Here is an 18,485-nt window from a genome sequence, read left to right on the forward strand (position 1 = left end):
ACAAATTGACACACCCCTGACCGGGCTTTTAACCTAGCCACCAGCCATTGAAAATTGGTCTTACCAATTATCCAATGCCAGCGCTGACCAACAACAATTAGGGGTTACCCCATATGCAAACCTGGCAACAACTCTACGCCCCACTCGGGAGTCTCGGCCTGTCCGCACTGACGGCAGTCATCCCCATCGTATTCTTCTTCCTGGCCTTGGCCGTGTTCCGACTCAAGGGGCATGTGGCGGGCAGCATCACCCTTGGCTTGTCGATCCTGATGGCGATCTTCGCCTTCCACATGCCCGCCGACATGGCCCTCGCCGCGGCCGGCTACGGCTTCGTCTACGGCCTGTGGCCCATCGCCTGGATCATCGTCGCAGCCGTGTTCTTGTACAAACTGACGGTCAAGAGCGGCCAGTTCGAAGTGATCCGCAGCTCGGTGCTGTCGATCACCGACGACCAGCGCCTGCAAGTGCTGCTGATCGGCTTCTGCTTCGGCGCATTCCTCGAAGGTGCCGCAGGCTTCGGTGCCCCGGTGGCCATCACTGCCGCACTGCTGGTGGGCCTGGGCTTCAATCCGCTGTACGCCGCTGGCCTGTGCCTGATCGCCAACACCGCGCCAGTGGCCTTCGGTGCGCTGGGCATCCCGATCATCGTCGCCGGCCAGGTGACTGGCATCGACGCCTTTCACATTGGCGCCATGACCGGCCGCCAACTGCCGCTGCTGTCGCTGTTCGTGCCGTTCTGGCTGGTGTTCATGATGGACGGCCTGCGCGGCGTGAAAGAAACCTGGCCAGCGGCATTGGTCGCCGGCCTGAGCTTTGCCGTCACCCAGTACTTCACCTCCAACTTCATCGGCCCGGAACTGCCTGACATCACCTCGGCCCTGGCCAGCCTGATCGCCCTGACCCTGTTCCTGAAGGTCTGGCAGCCCAAGCGCGCGCTCACCCAGACCCAGGGCAGCACAGGCGCGGCGGTGGTCGCAGGCGTCGGCGGCCAGCCATCGCCCTATAGCTTCGGCGAGATCTTCAAAGCCTGGTCGCCTTTCCTGATCCTGACCGTACTGGTGACCATCTGGACCCTCAAGCCCTTCAAGGCCGCTTTCGCGCCGGGCGGAGCGATGTACAACTTCGTGTTCAATTTTGCGATCCCGCACCTGGATCAACTGGTGATCAAGACCGCACCGATCGTCACCGCTCCCCTGGCCATGCCGGCGGTGTTCAAGTTCGACCCGATCTCGGCCACCGGCACGGCGATCTTTCTCTCGGCACTGATCGCCATGGCCGTGCTGAAGATCAACGTCAAAACTGGTCTGACCACTTTCAAGGAAACCGTCTGGGAACTGCGCTGGCCGATTCTGTCGATCGGTATGGTGCTGGCCTTTGCCTTTGTCACCAACTATTCGGGCATGTCCTCGACCATGGCCCTGGTACTGGCCGGCACCGGGGCGGCATTCCCGTTCTTCTCGCCGTTCCTCGGCTGGCTGGGCGTGTTCCTGACCGGCTCCGACACCTCCTCCAACGCCCTGTTCAGCTCCTTGCAAGCCACTACGGCGCACCAGATCGGCGTCAGCGACACCCTGCTGGTCGCCGCCAACACCAGCGGCGGCGTGACCGGCAAGATGATCTCGCCGCAGTCGATCGCCGTGGCTTGCGCCGCCACCGGGCTGGTGGGCAAAGAGTCGGATCTGTTCCGCTTCACCTTAAAGCACAGCCTGTTCTTCGCCACGATCGTCGGCCTGATCACCTTGATTCAGGCCTATTGGCTGACCGGCATGCTGGTTACTCACTAAAGTGAAAGGGGCCGGGCGCCCAGGCTTCCGGCATCTCCTTCAACCCACGCTGCGAGATTCCATGATCATTTCCGCCTCCACCGACTACCGCGCCGCAGCCCAGCGCAAGCTGCCCCCCTTCCTGTTCCACTACGCCGACGGTGGCGCCTACGCCGAGCACACCCTGCGCCACAACGTCTCGGACCTGGCCAGCATCGCCCTGCGCCAACGCGTACTAAAGAACATGTCCGAGCTGAGCCTCAAGACCGAGCTGTTCGGCGAGACCTTGAGCATGCCGGTGGCCCTGGCGCCGGTCGGTCTCACCGGCATGTACGCCCGCCGGGGCGAGGTACAGGCGGCGCGCGCGGCGGCCGAGCACGGCATCCCGTTCACGATGTCCACCGTGTCGGTCTGCCCGATCGAGGAAGTGGCGCCGGCGATCGACCGACCGATGTGGTTCCAGCTCTACGTGCTCAAGGACCGTGGCTTCATGCGCAATGCGCTGGAGCGGGCCAAGGCCGCTGGCGTGCGCACCCTGGTGTTCACCGTCGACATGCCCACCCCGGGCGCCCGCTACCGCGACGCCCACTCCGGCATGAGCGGCAGGAACGGCCCGCTGCGCCGCATGCTGCAGGCCATGACCCATCCGCAATGGGCCTGGGATGTGGGCGTCATGGGCCGTCCGCACGACTTGGGCAACATCTCCGCCTACCGCGGCAACCCGACGGGCCTGGCCGACTACATCGGCTGGCTGGCCGCCAACTTCGACCCGTCGATCTCCTGGAAGGACCTGGAGTGGATCCGCGAATTCTGGGACGGCCCGATGATCATCAAAGGCATCCTCGACGCCGACGATGCCCGCGATGCCGTGCGTTTCGGTGCCGACGGCATCGTCGTTTCCAACCACGGCGGTCGCCAACTCGACGGCGTGCTCTCCAGCGCCCGCGCCCTGCCGGCGATTGCCGACGCGGTAAAAGGCGATCTGAAGATCCTCGCCGACTCTGGCATTCGCAGCGGCCTGGACGTGGTGCGCATGATCGCCCTGGGCGCCGACACCGTGCTGATCGGTCGCGCGTTCCTCTGGGCCTTGGCCGTGCATGGCCAGGCCGGAGTGAAGAACCTACTGGAATTGTTCGAGAAGGAAATGCGCGTGGCCATGGTGTTGACCGGCACCAAGACGATCGGCGAGATCACCCGCGACTCGCTGGTCCGCGAACTGGGCGCCTGAGCCCTGCGTAACCAAGCCTGATAGCCCGGGGCACGCCGCGCACCAGACGCGCCGGCCCCGTGAGGAGATTGCATGAGTCTGCCCGCTGCGTTCCTGCGCGATGCCGAGCGCCTGATCCCCGCCGAACGCCGGTTCGACGACCCGACCTCGACCCTGGCCTTCGGTACCGACGCCAGCTTCTACCGCTTGATTCCCAAGCTGGTGGTGCGCGTGGAATCCGAGGACGAGGTGATCGGCCTGCTGCGCCTGGCCCAGCGCGAGCGCGTGCCGGTCACCTTCCGCGCCGCCGGCACCAGTTTGTCCGGCCAGGCCCTGAGCGATTCGGTGCTGATCGTGCTGGGCGAGCGCTGGAATGGCCGCGAGATCCGCAATCAGGGCGAACAGATTCGTCTGCAACCGGGAGTGATCGGCGCCCAGGCCAATACCTGGTTGGCGCCCTATGGGCGCAAGATCGGCCCGGACCCGGCGTCGATCAACGCCTGCAAGATCGGCGGTATCGTCGCCAACAACGCCAGCGGCATGTGCTGCGGCACCGCGCAGAACACCTATCACACCCTGGCTGGCCTGCGCCTGGTGCTGGCCGACGGCACCTGCCTGGACAGCGAGGACCCGGCCAGTGTGGCCGCCTTCGAACGCAGCCACGCCGATCTCCTGGACGCGTTGGCGCGCCTGGGCCGCGAGACCCGCGCCAACCTGCCCCTGGCCGAGCGCATCCGGCACAAGTACCGGCTGAAGAACACCACCGGCCTGTCGCTCAATGCACTGGTGGACTACGACGCGCCGCTGGACATCCTGCAGCACCTGCTGGTCGGCTCCGAAGGCACGTTGGGTTTCATCAGCGCCGTCACCTACCACACCGTGCCCGACCACCCCCACAAGGCCAGTGCGCTGCTGGTGTTTCCCAGCGTCGAGAGCTGCTGTCGGGCGGTCACCGTGCTCAAGCAGCAGCCGGTGTCCGCCGTGGAACTGCTCGACCGCCGCAGCCTGCGCTCGGTTCAGCAAATGCCAGGCATGCCGGACTGGGTCCGGGGATTGTCGGACCACGCCTGTGCCCTGCTGATCGAGTCGCGCGCGGCCAGCCAAAGCCTGTTGCACGAACAACTGAACCAAGTGATGGCCTCCATCGCCGATTTCGCCCTGGAACAGCAGGTCGATTTCAGCGAAGACCCTGCCGTCTACAACCTGTTGTGGAAGATCCGCAAGGACACCTTCCCGGCGGTCGGTGCCGTGCGCCAGACCGGCACCACGGTGATCATCGAGGACGTGACCTTCCCGGTGGAACTGCTCGCCGAAGGCGTCAACCGACTGCTGCAGTTGTTCGACAAGCACCACTACGACGAGGCGATCATTTTCGGCCACGCCCTGGAAGGCAACCTGCATTTCGTCTTCACCCAGGGCTTCAACAGCGCCGAGGAAGTGGCGCGCTATCAGGCGTTCATGGACGATGTGGCGCAGTTGGTGGCCGTGGAATTCGGTGGTTCGCTCAAGGCCGAACATGGCACCGGACGCAACATGGCACCCTTCGTCGAACTGGAGTGGGGCCAGGACGCCTACCAATTGATGTGGCAGCTCAAACGGCTGCTCGATCCCAATGGCATCCTCAACCCGGACGTGGTGCTCAGCGACGACCCGGACATTCACCTGAAACACCTCAAGCCGCTACCGGCCGCCGACGAGATCGTCGACAAGTGTATCGAGTGCGGTTTCTGCGAGCCGGTGTGTCCGTCACGCGGACTGACCCTGAGCCCGCGCCAGCGCATCGTCATGTGGCGCGACATCCAGGCCAAACGCCGCGCCGGCATCGACACCCGTGAGCTGCTGCAGACCTACCAGTACCAGGGCCTCGACACCTGCGCCGCCACCGGGCTGTGCGCCCAGCGTTGCCCGGTGGGCATCAATACCGGCGAGTTGGTGAAGAAGCTGCGCGGCCAGGCGGCGAGCCACCTCCAACGGGCCGATTGGCTCGCCGAACATTTCCACACCGTGCTGCGCGGTGCGCGTCTGACCCTGGCCGTGGCCAACGGTGCACGCAAGCTGCTGGGCGCGCCGCGCCTGGAGAGTTTGAGCAGCGGCTTGCGCAGGGCCAGCCGGGGTCGCCTGCCGCAGTGGACAGCGGCCATGCCGCAACCGCTCGCGCCGATCAGCGTGATCCCGGTCAGCCAGGACGCACGCCCCCGGGTCGTCTACCTGGCCGCTTGCGTGTCGCGGGTGATGGGCCCGGCGTACACCGACGGCGAGCAGCGCTCGTTGCTGGACAAGACCCGTGCACTGCTGGAAAAAGCCGGTTATCAGGTGATCTTCCCTGAGCAGGCCGACAGCCTGTGCTGCGGGCAGCCGTTCGCCTCCAAGGGCTATGCCGAACAAGCCGAGCACAAGCGCCAGGAACTGATCGCTGCGCTGCTGCAGGCGAGTCGCGGCGGGCTCGACCCGATCTACTGCGACACCAGCCCCTGTACCCTTCGCCTAGTGCAGGATCTGGGCAACTGCCGCCTCGACCTGTACGACCCCGTGCGCTTCATCCGTACCCACCTGCTCGACAAGCTGGAGTTCACCCCACAGGATGAACCGGTGGCCGTGCATGTCACCTGCAGCACCCAGCACCTGGGCGAGAGCCAGGCGCTCATCGACCTGGCGCGTCGCTGCAGCAAACAGGTCGTGATACCCGAGGGCATTCACTGCTGTGGTTTCGCCGGGGACAAAGGCTTCACCACACCGCAGCTCAATGCCCATGCACTGCGCACGCTCAAGGGTGCGGTGCAGCAGTGCAGCGAAGGGATCTCCACCAGTCGGACCTGTGAGATCGGGTTATCGACCCACAGTGGTATCGACTATCACGGGCTGGTGTATCTGGTGGACCGGGTGACGCGGGCGCGCAGCCTCTGAGCCTGAACGCGGCGCCGCCTTCTGATGCGGGCGGTCGCCACAGACCGGCCTGCTCGCAACCATTTGTTACAACTAGATGCTACTCTGCAGCCCTCCCCCTTGGCCGCCGTTGACCTCCGATGTCAGAGTCCGCACCGCTGCTGCTGCGTCACCACCGTCCTTTCATCGCCTTCTGGCTCGCCCGGGTGTTCACCGCCAGCGGCTTCCAGATGCTCACCGTGGCCATCGGCTGGCACCTCTATCAGCTCACCGGCAATGTGCTGGACCTGGGCCTGGTCGGCCTGGTGGAGTTCGCCCCGCGCGTGCTGTTCATGCTGCACACCGGGCATGTGGCCGACCGCTATGAACGGCGCAAGGTGGCGGCACTGTGCCAAAGCCTGCAGGGGTTGATCGCCCTCGCCCTGGCGCTGGGCAGTGCCACCGACAACGTCAGCCGCGAACTGATCTTCCTGCTGGCGTTCCTGCTCGGCGCCACCCGCGCCTTCGAGATGCCCGCCACCCAGGCCCTGCTGCCGAACGTGGTGCCCGCAGGGCTGTTCCCGCGTGCCGTCGCCGCTTCGGCCTCCGCCACCCAGGCAGCGACCATCGTCGCCCCGGCGCTCGGCGGGCTGCTCTACGCCTTGGGCAGCGTCTGGGTGTATGGCCCGACCGTTGCGCTGTACGCCATCGCCTGCGCACTCACGCTCAGCCTCCAGGCCCGCCAGCAGACGCCGCAGCGCGGCCGAGCCACCGTGCAGTCCCTGCTGGCCGGCATCCACTTCATCCGCAGCCGCCCCGACATCCTCGGCGCCATCTCGCTGGACCTGTTCGCCGTGTTGCTGGGCGGCGCCACGGCATTGCTGCCGGTGTTCGCCCGCGACATTCTGCTCACCGGCCCGTGGGGCCTGGGCCTGCTGCGCTCGGCGCCGGCGGTGGGGGCGCTGTTGATGTCGTTGTGGCTGGCGCGCTTCCCGGTCGAGCGCAAAGTCGGTCGAACCATGTTCACCGCCGTGGGCGTGTTCGGCGTGGCGACCATCGCCTTCGGCCTGTCGACCTCGTTCTGGTTCTCCCTGGCGGTGCTGGTGGTGCTCGGCGCGGCGGACATGATCAGCATGGTCATCCGCAGTGCCTTCGTGCAGTTGGAAACGCCGGACGACATGCGCGGACGGGTCAGTGCAGTGAACGGGCTGTTCATCGGTGCCTCGAATCAGCTCGGAGAATTCGAATCCGGCGTCACTGCGCACTGGTTTGGCACAGTGCCGGCCGTGGTGCTCGGTGGCGTGGGCACGCTGCTGGTCACCGGGGTGTGGATAAAGCTGTTCCCGACCCTGGCGCACCGCGACCGGATGCACAATCCCGAGTAGCCCTGGCCAAGCCGCTTCGCACCGCGCAGCGGCCACCCGCGACAGCCATAGGCCCCCGCCCACCATGCTGGTATGATGCGCGGCTTTTTTGCACCCCGCACAAATCCACGGCACCCGGTACGGTCTGTGCTTTGCTGTTGAGGTCCAACACATTCACGGCGCTGCGGCGTCATGGGAGCAGGCATGCTGGAAAGGCTGTTTCAACTCAAGGCACACAATACCAACGTGCGCACCGAGATCCTTGCGGGCGTCACCACCTTCCTGGCCATGGCCTATATCCTGTTCGTCAACCCGAGCATCCTGGGCGAGACCGGCATGGACAAGGGCGCGATCTTCGTCGCCACCTGCCTGGCCGCAGCCATCGGCTCGGTGACCATGGGCCTGATCGCCAACTACCCGATCGCCCTGGCGCCAGGCATGGGCCTGAACGCTTTCTTCACCTACACGGTGGTCCTGCACATGGGCCACACCTGGCAGGTGGCACTGGGCGCAGTGTTCCTCTCGGCGGTGCTGTTCTTCCTGCTGTCGATCTTCCGCATTCGCGAATGGATCGTGAACAGCATCCCGCTGCCACTGCGGTCGGCCATCGCGGCGGGCATCGGTCTGTTCCTGGCGCTGATCGCCTTGCACAACGCTGGCATCGTCGTCGATAACCCGGCGACCTTGGTGGGTCTGGGCGACTTGCGCAATCCCGCCCCCATCCTTGCCACCCTCGGTTTCTTCCTGATCGTCGCCCTGGAGGCATTGAAGGTCCGCGGGGCGGTGCTGATCGGCATTCTCGCCGTGACCGTGGTGTCGATCCTGATCGGCGCCAGCCCGTTCGCCGGCATCGTCTCGCTGCCGCCCTCACTCGCACCGACCTTCCTGCAACTGGACATCAAGGGCGCGCTGGACGTTGGCCTGATCAGCGTGATCTTCGCGTTCCTGTTCGTCGACCTGTTCGACAACTCCGGCACCCTCATCGGCGTGGCCAAGCGCGCCGGGTTGATGGGCAAGGACGGCCACATGCCGAAGATGGGCCGGGCACTGATCGCCGACAGCACCGCCGCCATGGCCGGTTCCCTGCTGGGCACCTCGACCACCACCAGCTACATCGAGTCGGCGGCCGGCGTCAGTGCCGGCGGGCGTACCGGCCTGACCGCCATCGTGGTCGCCGTGCTGTTCCTGCTGGCGCTGTTCTTCGCACCGCTGGCCAGCAGCGTGCCGGCCTTCGCCACCGCACCGGCATTGCTGTTCGTTGCCGTGCTGATGGCTTCGGGCCTGGCCGAAATCAACTGGGACGACGTCACTGAAGCGGCACCGGTCGTAGTCACGGCCCTGGCCATGCCACTGACCTACTCGATCGCCAACGGCATCGCCTTCGGCTTCATCGCCTGGACCGCCATCAAGCTGATTTCCGGTCGTCGCCACGACCTGAACCCGGCGTTGGTGATCCTGTCTATCCTGTTCGTCATCAAGCTGGGCTGGTTCAACGCATGAGTGCTGCCTTCGACCCTTCGCAATACGCCACGCAACTGCAGGCCAAGGTCGAGCGCCTGAACGAGTTGCTGGCACCGTTCGATGCGCCGGCTCCGTCGGTGTTCGAGTCGCCGCGCGAGCACTATCGCCTGCGCGCCGAGTTCCGCCTGTGGCGCGAGGAGGGCCAGCGCCACTACGCCATGTTCGCGCCGGGCGAGAAGCACAAGGCGATCCTCATCGACGACTTCCCCATCGCCAGCCAGCGCATCAATGTGCTGATGCCGCAGTTAAAGGCCGCCTGGCAGGGCAACGAAGACCTGAGCAACCGCCTGTTCCAAGTGGAGTTCCTCACCACCCTGGCGGGCGACGCGATGGTCACGCTGTGCTATCACCGCCCGCTGGACGCCGCCTGGGAAGCCGCCGCGCAACAGTTGGCCGCCGACCTTGAGGTCAGCGTGATCGGCCGCTCCAAGGGCAAGCGCGTGGTGATCGGCCGCGACTATGCGCTGGAGCAACTCGACATCGGCGGGCGAACCTTCAGTTATCGCCAACCCGAAGGCGCCTTCACCCAGCCCAACGGCGCGGTGAACCAGAAGATGCTGGCCTGGGCCTGCGAAGCCATGGGCCGACGCGACGACGACCTGCTGGAACTGTACTGCGGCAACGGCAACTTCACCCTGCCGCTGGCCACCCGCGCACGCCAGGTGCTGGCCACCGAAATCAGCAAGACCTCGGTCAATGCCGCCCTGCACAACCTCGACGAGAACGGCATCGACAACGTGCGCCTGGTGCGCCTGTCGGCCGAGGAACTGACCCAGGCCCTGAACGAAGTCCGCCCGTTCCGGCGTCTGGAAGGCATCGACCTGAAAAGCTATGCCTTCGGCACCGTCTTCGTCGACCCGCCGCGCGCCGGCATGGACCGGGACACCTGCGAGCTGACCCGACGCTTCGAGCGTATCCTGTACATTTCCTGCAACCCCGAGACCCTGGCGCAGAACATCGCCCAGTTGCAGGACACCCATCGTATCGAACGTTGCGCGCTGTTCGACCAGTTCCCCTACACCCATCACATGGAAAGCGGGGTGCTGCTGGTCCGGCGCTGACACTCCGCCAGCGCGGCTACGAGGGGCTCGTCCCTTCCTGGCTGTGCTGGCGCTGGGCTGGACACCTGGCACCTGACATTTTTGCCAGCAGCGCGCGTGCGCCGTCTCCTCTACCGTATTGCCTGCACGCCTACCCTTGGGGCGAGGGGCTGTCAGCACCTCATGCCGCGCGCTTCAACGCGCTGACGTGAGGTGCACCTGTGGTTCGTCCGATGTCTGCGGTTGCTGGCTGCATGTCCATTCCATCGGTCGAGGAAGCACATCATGCGCACGTTCACCTTCCCCCTGGCAATCGCCATCGTCGCCACACTGGCCGGCTGCGCCCGCGAGCCCGGCCCGCCACTGATATCGGTCCCCGACAGCGCCAAGCTCACCTGGCAAGAGGTGCCAGGCACCCAGGGGGCGGTCACCTATGCCAATGTCGAAGGCGACATTTTCGGCCGCGGCGATTATCTGGCCTATGTCCGCTTTCGCAAAGGCACCGACAACGGTCTTCACCTGCACAGTCAGACCCTGCCCACGGTGGTCCTCAGCGGGACGTTCTACGCCGTGATCGACGGTAAGCGAACCGACTATCCGGCCGGGGCGTTCTATCGGCTGCCCGCGCGCCTGGTCCACGAAAGCGGCTGCACAGCGGCCGCCGACTGCCTGCTGTTCCAGTACCAGAGCGACGCGTTCGACCTGATTGGCGCCAAGCCCTGAAGCGAGGCGCGAAGCAAGACCGGCGCCAATACCGGGCGCGCGCGTAGCCGTCTGCCTATGGCACGAAGTGTCGCTCGGATGCAGGATGAGCGCTCACCCCAGACGGCGCGACAACCGCGCCGGCCTGGCTCTCACCGTTACCCGGTCACTACCGCGAGGAAAACGCTGGCCCATGGACCAGTTGAGCGCCATGCACACCTTCCGCCGGGTCGTCGACCTCGGCAGTTTCAGCGCCGCCGCCAGCCAGGCCGGCGTCTCCCACACCGTGCTGTCGCGCCAGGTGAAGAACCTGGAACGCGCCCTCGGCACGCAACTGCTCACGCGCACCACGCGCCGGCTGCATCCGACCGAAGCAGGCCTGCTGTTTTACCGTCACTGTGTACTGATCCTCGACCAGGTGCAGGCCATGACGCTGGAGCTGTCCGAGCACCAACTGCAACCCACCGGCACCTTGCGCCTGAGCGTGGGCTCGGCGTTCGGCGATCTGGAGCTGGGCCGCTGGTTGCCTGACTTCGTCGAGCAGTATCCGCACCTGCACGTGGAGCTGAACTGCACCGACCGCTTCGTCGATCTGCTGGAAGAGGAGGTCGATGTCTGCCTGCGCATCACCGATCACCTGCCCGACTCGAGCCTGGTCGCCCGGCTGCTGACCCCCAGCCCGGTACTGCTGGTGGCTGCACCGGGCTACCTCGAACGGCAGGGCTCTCCCAGCACGCCAGAAGCCTTGAGCACCCATCCGCTGCTCGGTTACAGCCGCCTGCAGCAACCCCAGCGCCTGACGCTCAGCGCTGCCGATGGCAGCCGCCGCGACGTGCTGATGCCCAGGCGCCTGAGCGCCAATTCACCGATGGCCCTACGTGCGGCAGCCATCGGCGGACTGGGTATCGCCAGCTTCGACCGTTTCATCGTCGACGACGCGTTGCGCGACGGGCGACTGGTGCCAATACTGCGCGACTGGCATCTGCCGGGGCGAAACCTGTATGCGGTGTATCCGCAAAGTCGTTATCTGGCGCCGAAGGTCCGCGCCCTGATCGATTACGCGCAGCAGTACTACGCAACAACGCGCTGGGGTTACGATTAGTGCAAAAACTGCACAGGCGCTGGCACGTTTTGCCCGTATCTGGACATCGACACCCTGACTAACCTTCGCCTCCTCACTGAACAGGCGAAGGAGCCTCTGCATGAATACCCTGACTAAACTCTTGGCAGGTCTGACCGTGGGCGCTATGGCCCTCACCGCCCACGCCGCCGATGACACCTTGATTTCGGTGCCGAACAGCGCTGCGCTGAAATGGCAGGACGTACCGAACACCCAAGGCGCCGTCAGCTACGCCAACGTCGAGGGCGACCTCTTCGGCAAAGGGCCTTACTCGGCCTACGTGAAGTTCAAGAAAGGTGTGGACAACGGCCTGCACCAGCACACTCAGGTGCTGCCGACAGTGGTACTGGCCGGCACCTTCTACGCGGTGATCGACGGCAAGCGCGTCGAGTACCCGGCAGGTGCTTACTACAAACTGCCGGCCGACCTGGTTCACGAAAGTGGCTGCACCGCCGAGGCTGACTGCCTGCTGTTCCAGTACCAGGCCGATGCCTTCGACCTGAAGCCGGTCAAAGGCTGACCAAGCCGTCGGGGCGGCCTTACGCTGCCGCCCCATCCCGTCAGAAGTCGAAGAACACCGTCTCCCCTTCCCCCTGAATACGCATGTCGAAACGGTAGGCGGTCTTGCCGTCCACTTCGCAGCGCTTGGCGATCAGGGTTTCCCGGCGCTGCGGCTGCTCGATCAGGTTGAGCACCGGGCACTGCGCGTTGGCCTCGGCTTCGTCATCGAAGTACAGCCGCGTGTGCAAGTGGATGTTGATGCCCCGGGCGAACAGGCTGATGTTGATGTGCGGCGCCATGGGCACCCCGGCAGCGTTGTTCACAACCCCCGGCTTCACCGTGTGCAGCGTCCACTCGCCCGCATCGAAGGTGGTGGCGGTACGACCGAAACTGTTGAAGGCATTTTCCAGGTTGAACTGATCCTGATATTGGCCGTTGGCATCGGCCTGCCACACCTCGAGGAAGGAGTCGCGTACCAGGTGACCATTGCCGTCGTAGACGTGGCCGAGCAGCAGAATATGCTCGCCAGGCGCATCGGGGCGGGCAAGTCGGCTCCAGATTTCCTGATCACGGGTGGGGTTGCCCGCCGCTTCCAGGGCCAGGCCGATGTGCACATAGGGGCCGGCGGTCTGCGAAGGGGTTTCCGGCAGCAGTTCGATAGGCATGACGGCGCTCCTCAGCGGTTCTCGAAGTGGGTCTGGCGCTGGCCACGCAGCACGATGTCGAAGCGGTAGGCCAGGCAATCCATCGGATTGGCCTGGCTCATGTCCAGGCGCGCGATCAGGCTCTGCACCGCTTGTGGATTGGCGATCGACTTGACGATCGGGCACATCGGGATCAACGGGTCGCCTTCGAAGTACAGCTGGGTGATCAGCTTGGTGGCGATCGCCGGGCCGCTGATGGAAAAGTGAATGTGCGCCGGACGCCAGTCGTTCGGCCCGTTACGCCAAGGGTACGGACCCGGCTTGATGGTGCGGAAGCTGTAGTAGCCATCGCGGTCGGTCAGGCACCGACCGACGCCGCCGAAGTTCGGGTCCAGCGGCGCCAGGTAGCGGTCATTCTTGTGTCGGTAGCGGCCACCGGCGTTGGCCTGCCACATTTCCACCAGGGTGTTGGCCACCGGCTTGCCGTACTGGTCGACCACACGGCCGGCAACGATGATCCGCTCGCCGATGGGCAAGCCGCCGTTGTTGAAGTTCAGCAGCAGATCATGGTCATGCTCGCCGAACCGCAGGTGGGAAAAGTCCGGGCCTGTGGTTTCGCTGATCGACTGGGGAATGCTCACCAGCGCCTGGCGTGGCGAGCGGGCAATGGAGGTCTTGTAGTCTGGGGTCAAGGCCTTGGGGTGCCAGTTGCGATCACGGATCGCGAAGCGGCGGTTATCCTGGGCAGGCATGCCGGTGTCCTCTCTTGGAATTGTGCGGGCCGCCTGTGCGTGGCAGGCGGACGCACAGTGTCCGGTAGGCGGCGCGCCCGGCCTATTGAAAACTTGCTGGGCAGACATAACCATACGGTTATGCAACTTTCCGGTAGCTGACCGGCTCTCAAGCGCAGGACTATCCTGCATGCACTGCCCCTTACAGCGGAGACACTCTATGGACTGGCGAAAAGGCCGACGCAGCGACAACGTGGTCGACGCACGCGGCTCAGGCGGGGGCGGCGGTATGCGCTTCGGAGGCGGTAAAGGCCTGGGCCTTGGCGCGGTGCTGTTGATCGTCGGCATCGGCTGGATGACCGGCCAGGACCCGTTGCAGTTGCTCGGCCAGCTCTCCGGCCAGATGCAGCAGCAACAGCAGGCCGCACCAGGCACCACGGCCAGCAAAGCGCCGCCAGCCAACGACGAACAGGCGCAGTTCGTCGCCTCGATCCTCGGTGACACCGAAGACACCTGGAAAGCCCTGTTCGCCCAGGCCGGCAAGCAGTACCGCGATCCCAAACTGGTGCTGTTCAGCGGTCAGGTCAATTCGGCGTGCGGCTTTGCGTCTTCTGCGGTCGGGCCGTTCTACTGCCCAGCCGACCAGCGCGTGTACCTGGACATGTCGTTCTTCCGCGAAATGGAGACCCGCTTCGCCGCCGCTGGCGACTTCGCCCAGGCCTACGTGATCGCCCACGAGATCGGCCACCATGTGCAGACCTTGCTCGGCGTCTCGGCCAAGGTCGATGCCGCCCGTCGCAGCGGCCAGCGTATGGAAGGTGACAACGGTCTGCTGGTACGCCAGGAGCTTCAGGCCGACTGCCTGGCCGGTGTCTGGGCCTATCAGGCTCAGAAGCGCCTGAACTGGCTGGAACCCGGTGACGTGGAAGAAGCCCTGAACGCCGCCAATGCCATCGGCGACGACCGCCTGCAGCAGCAGGGCCAAGGCCGCGTGGTCCCGGACTCCTTCACCCACGGCACCTCGGCGCAACGCGTGCGCTGGTTCAAGACCGGCTTCGGCAGCGGCGACCTGAACCGCTGCGACACCTTCAATACCCGTAATCTGTAACGCCCTTCGGGGCGTTTCTTCGCTTCTCCAGATCGCAATACGACCAATGGGGCATTTTTCCGCTGAAAAACGTTTCAGCGACAGCGCTTGCTGCCGATAACCCCTGGATCCAAAGCTGGCCCTCTAAAACAACAACGCCCAGCGACGTGAATCCTTGCAACACACATTTTCTGGAGAGCGTGCATGAACAGATGGTTTGCCGATAAGAGCGTGAATCTCAAACTCGGACTGGGCTTCGGCCTGGTCCTGTTGTTGACCGGCCTGCTGGCCCTGGCCAGTTGGAGCAGCCTGGGCAGCATGATCAACCGCAGCAACTGGATGAGCGACATCACCCGGCTCAACATCGACCTCACCAACCTGCGCGTGGCGCGCCTGCAGTACATGATCGCCAATGGCGACGACGCCGCTGCCGCCACCACCCTGGCCAAGCTCGACACCTTCACCGCCCAGCAGCAGCGCCTGGAAAACACCTTCAAGAGCCCTGAGAACGTCAAGCTGCTGCGCGAGCTGGGCAAGACCATCGCCGACTATCGCGTCTCGCTCGACAAGATGCGCGCTGGCTACAAGGTCACCGTCGCGGCCCGGCAGACTCTCGACCAGAACGCGGCCAGTGCCGTGCAGGCGATCGAGGCCCTGAGCCAGACCGTGCTCAATCGCGACGAAAGCGACGCCAGCCGTTTGCAGCAGTACCTGGCGATCAGCAAGGCGCGTCAGCAACTCACGCAGTTGCGACTGACCATGCGCGATTACATCGCCGCTTCCAGCGCAGCGACTGAGCAAGCAATGCTGACTCAACTCGAGCAGACCCTCGGCGAAATCGACGGCCTCAAGCGCCAACTGACAGGCGATACCGCAGGCATCCAGCCGTTCGAGACCGCCGTGCGCGGTTATGGCGAAGCCGTTCGCCAACTGCGCGATGCCACCGCGCAGATCGCCGTGGCCCGCCAGGAAATGACCGTGCAAGGCGCCGACATCGTCAAGGTCAGCGACGAGCTGTACAAGATCCAGCTCGAGCGCCGCGACATCGAAAGCGGCGATGCCCGTACCCTGCAGATCGGCGCCACTTTGCTGGCCCTGCTGTTCGGCGTGCTGGCTGCCGTGATCATCACCCGTCAGATCACCCGTCCTCTGCGCGAAACCCTCGAGGTGGTGGAGCGCATTGCCGGCGGCGACTTGACGCAGAACCTGCAGGTCACCCGCCGCGACGAACTCGGCGTGCTGCAACAAGGCATCGCACGCATGGGCACGACCTTGCGCGAGCTGATCGGCGGCATTCGCGATGGTGTGACCCAGATCGCCAGCGCGGCCGAAGAACTCTCGGCCGTGACCGAACAGACCAGCGCCGGCGCCAATAGCCAGAAGGTCGAAACCGACCAGGTGGCCACCGCCATGCATGAAATGGCGGCCACGGTGCAGGAGGTGGCACGCAACGCCGAGCAGGCCTCGCATGCCGCGACCCAGGCCGATGACCAGGCCCGTGCTGGCGACAAGGTGGTGGGCGAAGCGATCAGCCAGATCGAACGCCTGGCCAGCGAAGTGCACCGCTCCACTGACGCGATGAACCTGCTGCAACAGGAAAGCCAGAAGATCGGCAGCGTCATGGACGTGATCAAGTCGGTGGCCGAGCAGACCAACCTGCTGGCCCTCAATGCCGCCATCGAAGCGGCCCGAGCCGGCGAAGCCGGACGCGGTTTCGCGGTGGTCGCCGATGAGGTGCGCGGCCTGGCCCAGCGCACGCAGAAGTCCACCGAGGAAATCGAAGAACTCATCGCCAGCTTGCAGAACGGCACCCAGCAGGTGGCCAACGCCATGCTCGGCAGCCAGACCTTGACCGACAGCAGCGTGGACCTGGCGCGCAAAGCGGGCGATTCACTGGCGAGCATCACCCGCACGGTGTCGGGCATCCAGTCGATGAACCAGCAGATCGCCGCAGCGGCCGAACAGCAAAGTGCAGTGGCTGATGAGATCAGCCGCAGCATCCTCAACGTGCGCGACGTGTCGGAACAAACCGCCGCCGCCAGCGACGAGACCGCGGCGTCCACCGTGGAACTGGCGCGCTTGGGCGGGCAGTTGCAGACGCTGGTCAGCCATTTCCGCGTCTGACGCTGTACAGGACTGACGCCGCCCCTTGAGGGGCGGCGCTCAGCCGATCACTTGACGACCATGCCCACCCCACGCCCACGCGGATCGGACGCAGTCTCCAGCGCCTGCCCGGTCACGCGGATCGCCTGCACGTCGCCCATCTCCCAGCCCTGGTCCTCCAGGACATAGCCCATCTTCTTCAGTTCGTCGGCCACCGGGCCGGTGAGCGGTGCATAGCTGTCGAAGTAGATCGTGTCCTTGGGCAGCAACTGGTGGTGCACACGCTGCGCGGCGACGGCTTTTTCCAATGGCATGCCGTAGTCGTACAGGTTGTTCATCACCTGGAAGATCGAGGTGAAGATCCGTGAACCGCCCGGCGTCCCCAGCACCAGGGTGACCTTGCCGTCACGCGTGATCAGGCTCGGGCTCATCGATGAGAGCATGCGCTTGCCCGGTGCGATGGCGTTGGCGTCACCGCCGACCACGCCGAACACATTGGCCGCCCCCGGCTTGGCGCTGAAGTCGTCCATTTCGTCGTTGAGCAGGAAGCCCGCGCCCTTGACCACCACGCCACTGCCATAGTCGAGGTTGAGGGTATAGGTGTTGCTCACCGCATTGCCCTGGCGGTCGACGATGGAGAAGTGCGTGGTCTGGTGCGGCTCGAGGCCCGGCTTGACCTGGTCGGTGGCGGAGATGGCCGTCGGATTGACCTGCGCGGCGCGCTTGGCCAGGTAGTCCTTGGCCATCAGTTGCTTGACCGGCACCTGGGTGAAGGCCGGATCGCCCAGGTAATCGGCGCGGTCGGCGAATACCCGTTTCTCGATCTCGGACAGCAGGTGAATGTACTTCGCCGAGTTGTGCGCCACACCTTTGAAGTCAGAGGCACGGTCCTCCTTGATGCCCAGCAGTTGGCCTAGCGCGACACCACCGGAGCTTGGTGGCGGCGCCGTGTAGACCACGTTGCCGCGCCACTCGATGGCGATCGGATCGCGCCACAGCGCCTTGTAGTCCTTCAGATCGTCCTTGGTGATCAGGCCCTTGTCGGCCTGCATCTGCGCCACCAGCAGGTCGGCGGTCTTGCCCTGATAGAACTCGCTCACGCCTTTGTCGGCGATGCGCTCGAGGGTCTGGGCCAGTTCCGGCTGCTTGAACAGCTCGCCCACTTTCATGCTGCCGAAGTAGTCGTTGAAGTTGGTCGCGGTCTTGAACAGGCCTTGGGCGTCATCGCGGTACTGGTACTGCTTCTGGGCGATCTTGAAACCGTTCTGCGCATAACCGATGGCCGGCGTGAGCAGCTCGCTCCACGGCAGCTTGCCGAACTTCTGGTGCGCCTCCCACAGGCCCATGACCGTGCCTGGCACACCAGCGGCGCGAGCACCGACCAGACTGAGGTTTTCGATCACCTCGCCTTTGTCGTTCAGGTACATGGTCTTGGTCGCGGCCTTCGGCGCCACTTCGCGGTAGTCGAGGAAATACGGCTTGCCGTCGACGAACAGGGTCATGAAACCGCCGCCACCGATGTTCCCGGCTTCCGGGTAGGTGACCGCCAGGGTGAACGCGGTGGCGACGGCGGCGTCCACCGCGTTGCCGCCCTTCTTGAGAATATCGGCGGCGACCTGGGCGCCGTACTGATCGGGCGCGGCGACCGCGCCGCCTTCGAGGGTCACGGCATAGGCCGAGGAACAGCTCAGGATCGCGGCCCCGAGGGCCAGGGACTGGAACATGACGATACGCATGACGCTTCCTTAGTCGTTCTTGTCGAACCTCCATTTAAGGCGCAGGCATCGCGTTCAGGCAAACGGCAGGCACTGAGGTGGACGTCTTTGGGCAACCGTGTCGC

The 18,485-nt window shown here is 64.9% G+C and carries 14 protein-coding genes; 11 read left to right on the top strand and 3 right to left on the bottom strand.

Annotation, left to right across the window (positions count from 1 at the left end):
• Positions 1-113: 113 nt before the first annotated feature.
• From Q7C30_RS10380 to Q7C30_RS10420, 9 genes are all read left to right on the top strand, one after another.
• Entirely contained in the window at positions 114-1,784 is a 1,671-nt protein-coding gene (locus tag Q7C30_RS10380) for a lactate permease LctP family transporter (RefSeq protein ID WP_317871433.1), read from the top strand.
• A gap of 61 nt (positions 1,785-1,845) precedes the next feature.
• Positions 1,846-2,991, top strand: coding sequence for an FMN-dependent L-lactate dehydrogenase LldD (lldD, locus tag Q7C30_RS10385; protein WP_295486059.1), 1,146 nt, complete (start codon positions 1,846-1,848; stop codon positions 2,989-2,991).
• 72 nt (positions 2,992-3,063) lie between these two features.
• Complete coding sequence (locus Q7C30_RS10390; RefSeq protein ID WP_116887547.1) at positions 3,064-5,874, top strand: FAD-binding and (Fe-S)-binding domain-containing protein; 2,811 nt, start codon at positions 3,064-3,066, stop codon at positions 5,872-5,874.
• Positions 5,875-5,993: 119 nt separating this feature from the next.
• Entirely contained in the window at positions 5,994-7,217 is a 1,224-nt protein-coding gene (locus Q7C30_RS10395; protein ID WP_317871434.1) for an MFS transporter, read from the top strand.
• A 183-nt stretch (positions 7,218-7,400) separates the two neighbouring features.
• Positions 7,401-8,696: an NCS2 family permease gene (locus Q7C30_RS10400; protein WP_317871435.1), complete on the top strand. Its 1,296-nt coding sequence runs from the start codon at positions 7,401-7,403 to the stop codon at positions 8,694-8,696.
• Positions 8,693-9,778, top strand: coding sequence for a tRNA (uridine(54)-C5)-methyltransferase TrmA (gene trmA, locus Q7C30_RS10405; RefSeq protein ID WP_317871436.1), 1,086 nt, complete (start codon positions 8,693-8,695; stop codon positions 9,776-9,778). Before Q7C30_RS10400 ends, trmA begins: the two co-directional genes overlap by 4 nt.
• A gap of 264 nt (positions 9,779-10,042) precedes the next feature.
• Positions 10,043-10,480: a cupin domain-containing protein gene (locus Q7C30_RS10410; RefSeq protein WP_317871437.1), complete on the top strand. Its 438-nt coding sequence runs from the start codon at positions 10,043-10,045 to the stop codon at positions 10,478-10,480.
• Between the two features lie 172 nt (positions 10,481-10,652).
• Positions 10,653-11,561 (top strand): LysR family transcriptional regulator, encoded by a 909-nt coding sequence (locus Q7C30_RS10415; protein ID WP_317871438.1) that lies wholly within the window; start codon positions 10,653-10,655, stop codon positions 11,559-11,561.
• Positions 11,562-11,661: 100 nt separating this feature from the next.
• The gene (locus tag Q7C30_RS10420; RefSeq protein ID WP_317871439.1) at positions 11,662-12,099 is read left to right on the top strand and encodes a cupin; all 438 of its coding nucleotides are present in this window, start codon (positions 11,662-11,664) and stop codon (positions 12,097-12,099) included.
• Between the two features lie 40 nt (positions 12,100-12,139).
• Here Q7C30_RS10420 and pcaG read toward each other — a convergent pair whose 3' ends face one another.
• Both pcaG and pcaH read right to left on the bottom strand, forming a co-directional pair.
• A complete protein-coding gene (gene pcaG / locus Q7C30_RS10425; RefSeq protein WP_317871440.1) occupies positions 12,140-12,745 on the bottom strand; it encodes a protocatechuate 3,4-dioxygenase subunit alpha in 606 nt (201 codons plus the stop codon).
• An 11-nt stretch (positions 12,746-12,756) separates the two neighbouring features.
• Positions 12,757-13,476 (bottom strand): protocatechuate 3,4-dioxygenase subunit beta, encoded by a 720-nt coding sequence (pcaH, locus tag Q7C30_RS10430; protein ID WP_029613106.1) that lies wholly within the window; start codon positions 13,474-13,476, stop codon positions 12,757-12,759.
• A gap of 199 nt (positions 13,477-13,675) precedes the next feature.
• Between pcaH and Q7C30_RS10435 the strand changes: the two genes are divergently transcribed.
• Together Q7C30_RS10435 and Q7C30_RS10440 are read left to right on the top strand one after the other, a co-directional pair.
• On the top strand, positions 13,676-14,563 hold the full coding sequence (locus Q7C30_RS10435) for a neutral zinc metallopeptidase (RefSeq protein WP_317871441.1): 888 nt from the start codon (positions 13,676-13,678) through the stop codon (positions 14,561-14,563).
• A gap of 183 nt (positions 14,564-14,746) precedes the next feature.
• Entirely contained in the window at positions 14,747-16,666 is a 1,920-nt protein-coding gene (locus tag Q7C30_RS10440; RefSeq protein ID WP_317871442.1) for a methyl-accepting chemotaxis protein, read from the top strand.
• A 47-nt stretch (positions 16,667-16,713) separates the two neighbouring features.
• Here Q7C30_RS10440 and ggt read toward each other — a convergent pair whose 3' ends face one another.
• Complete coding sequence (gene ggt / locus Q7C30_RS10445; protein WP_317871443.1) at positions 16,714-18,381, bottom strand: gamma-glutamyltransferase; 1,668 nt, start codon at positions 18,379-18,381, stop codon at positions 16,714-16,716.
• Between the last annotated feature and the right edge of the window lie 104 nt (positions 18,382-18,485).

The sequence above is a fragment of the Pseudomonas sp. RAC1 genome, assembly GCF_030658255.1.
GTDB classification, from domain to species: domain Bacteria; phylum Pseudomonadota; class Gammaproteobacteria; order Pseudomonadales; family Pseudomonadaceae; genus Aquipseudomonas; species Aquipseudomonas boreofloridensis.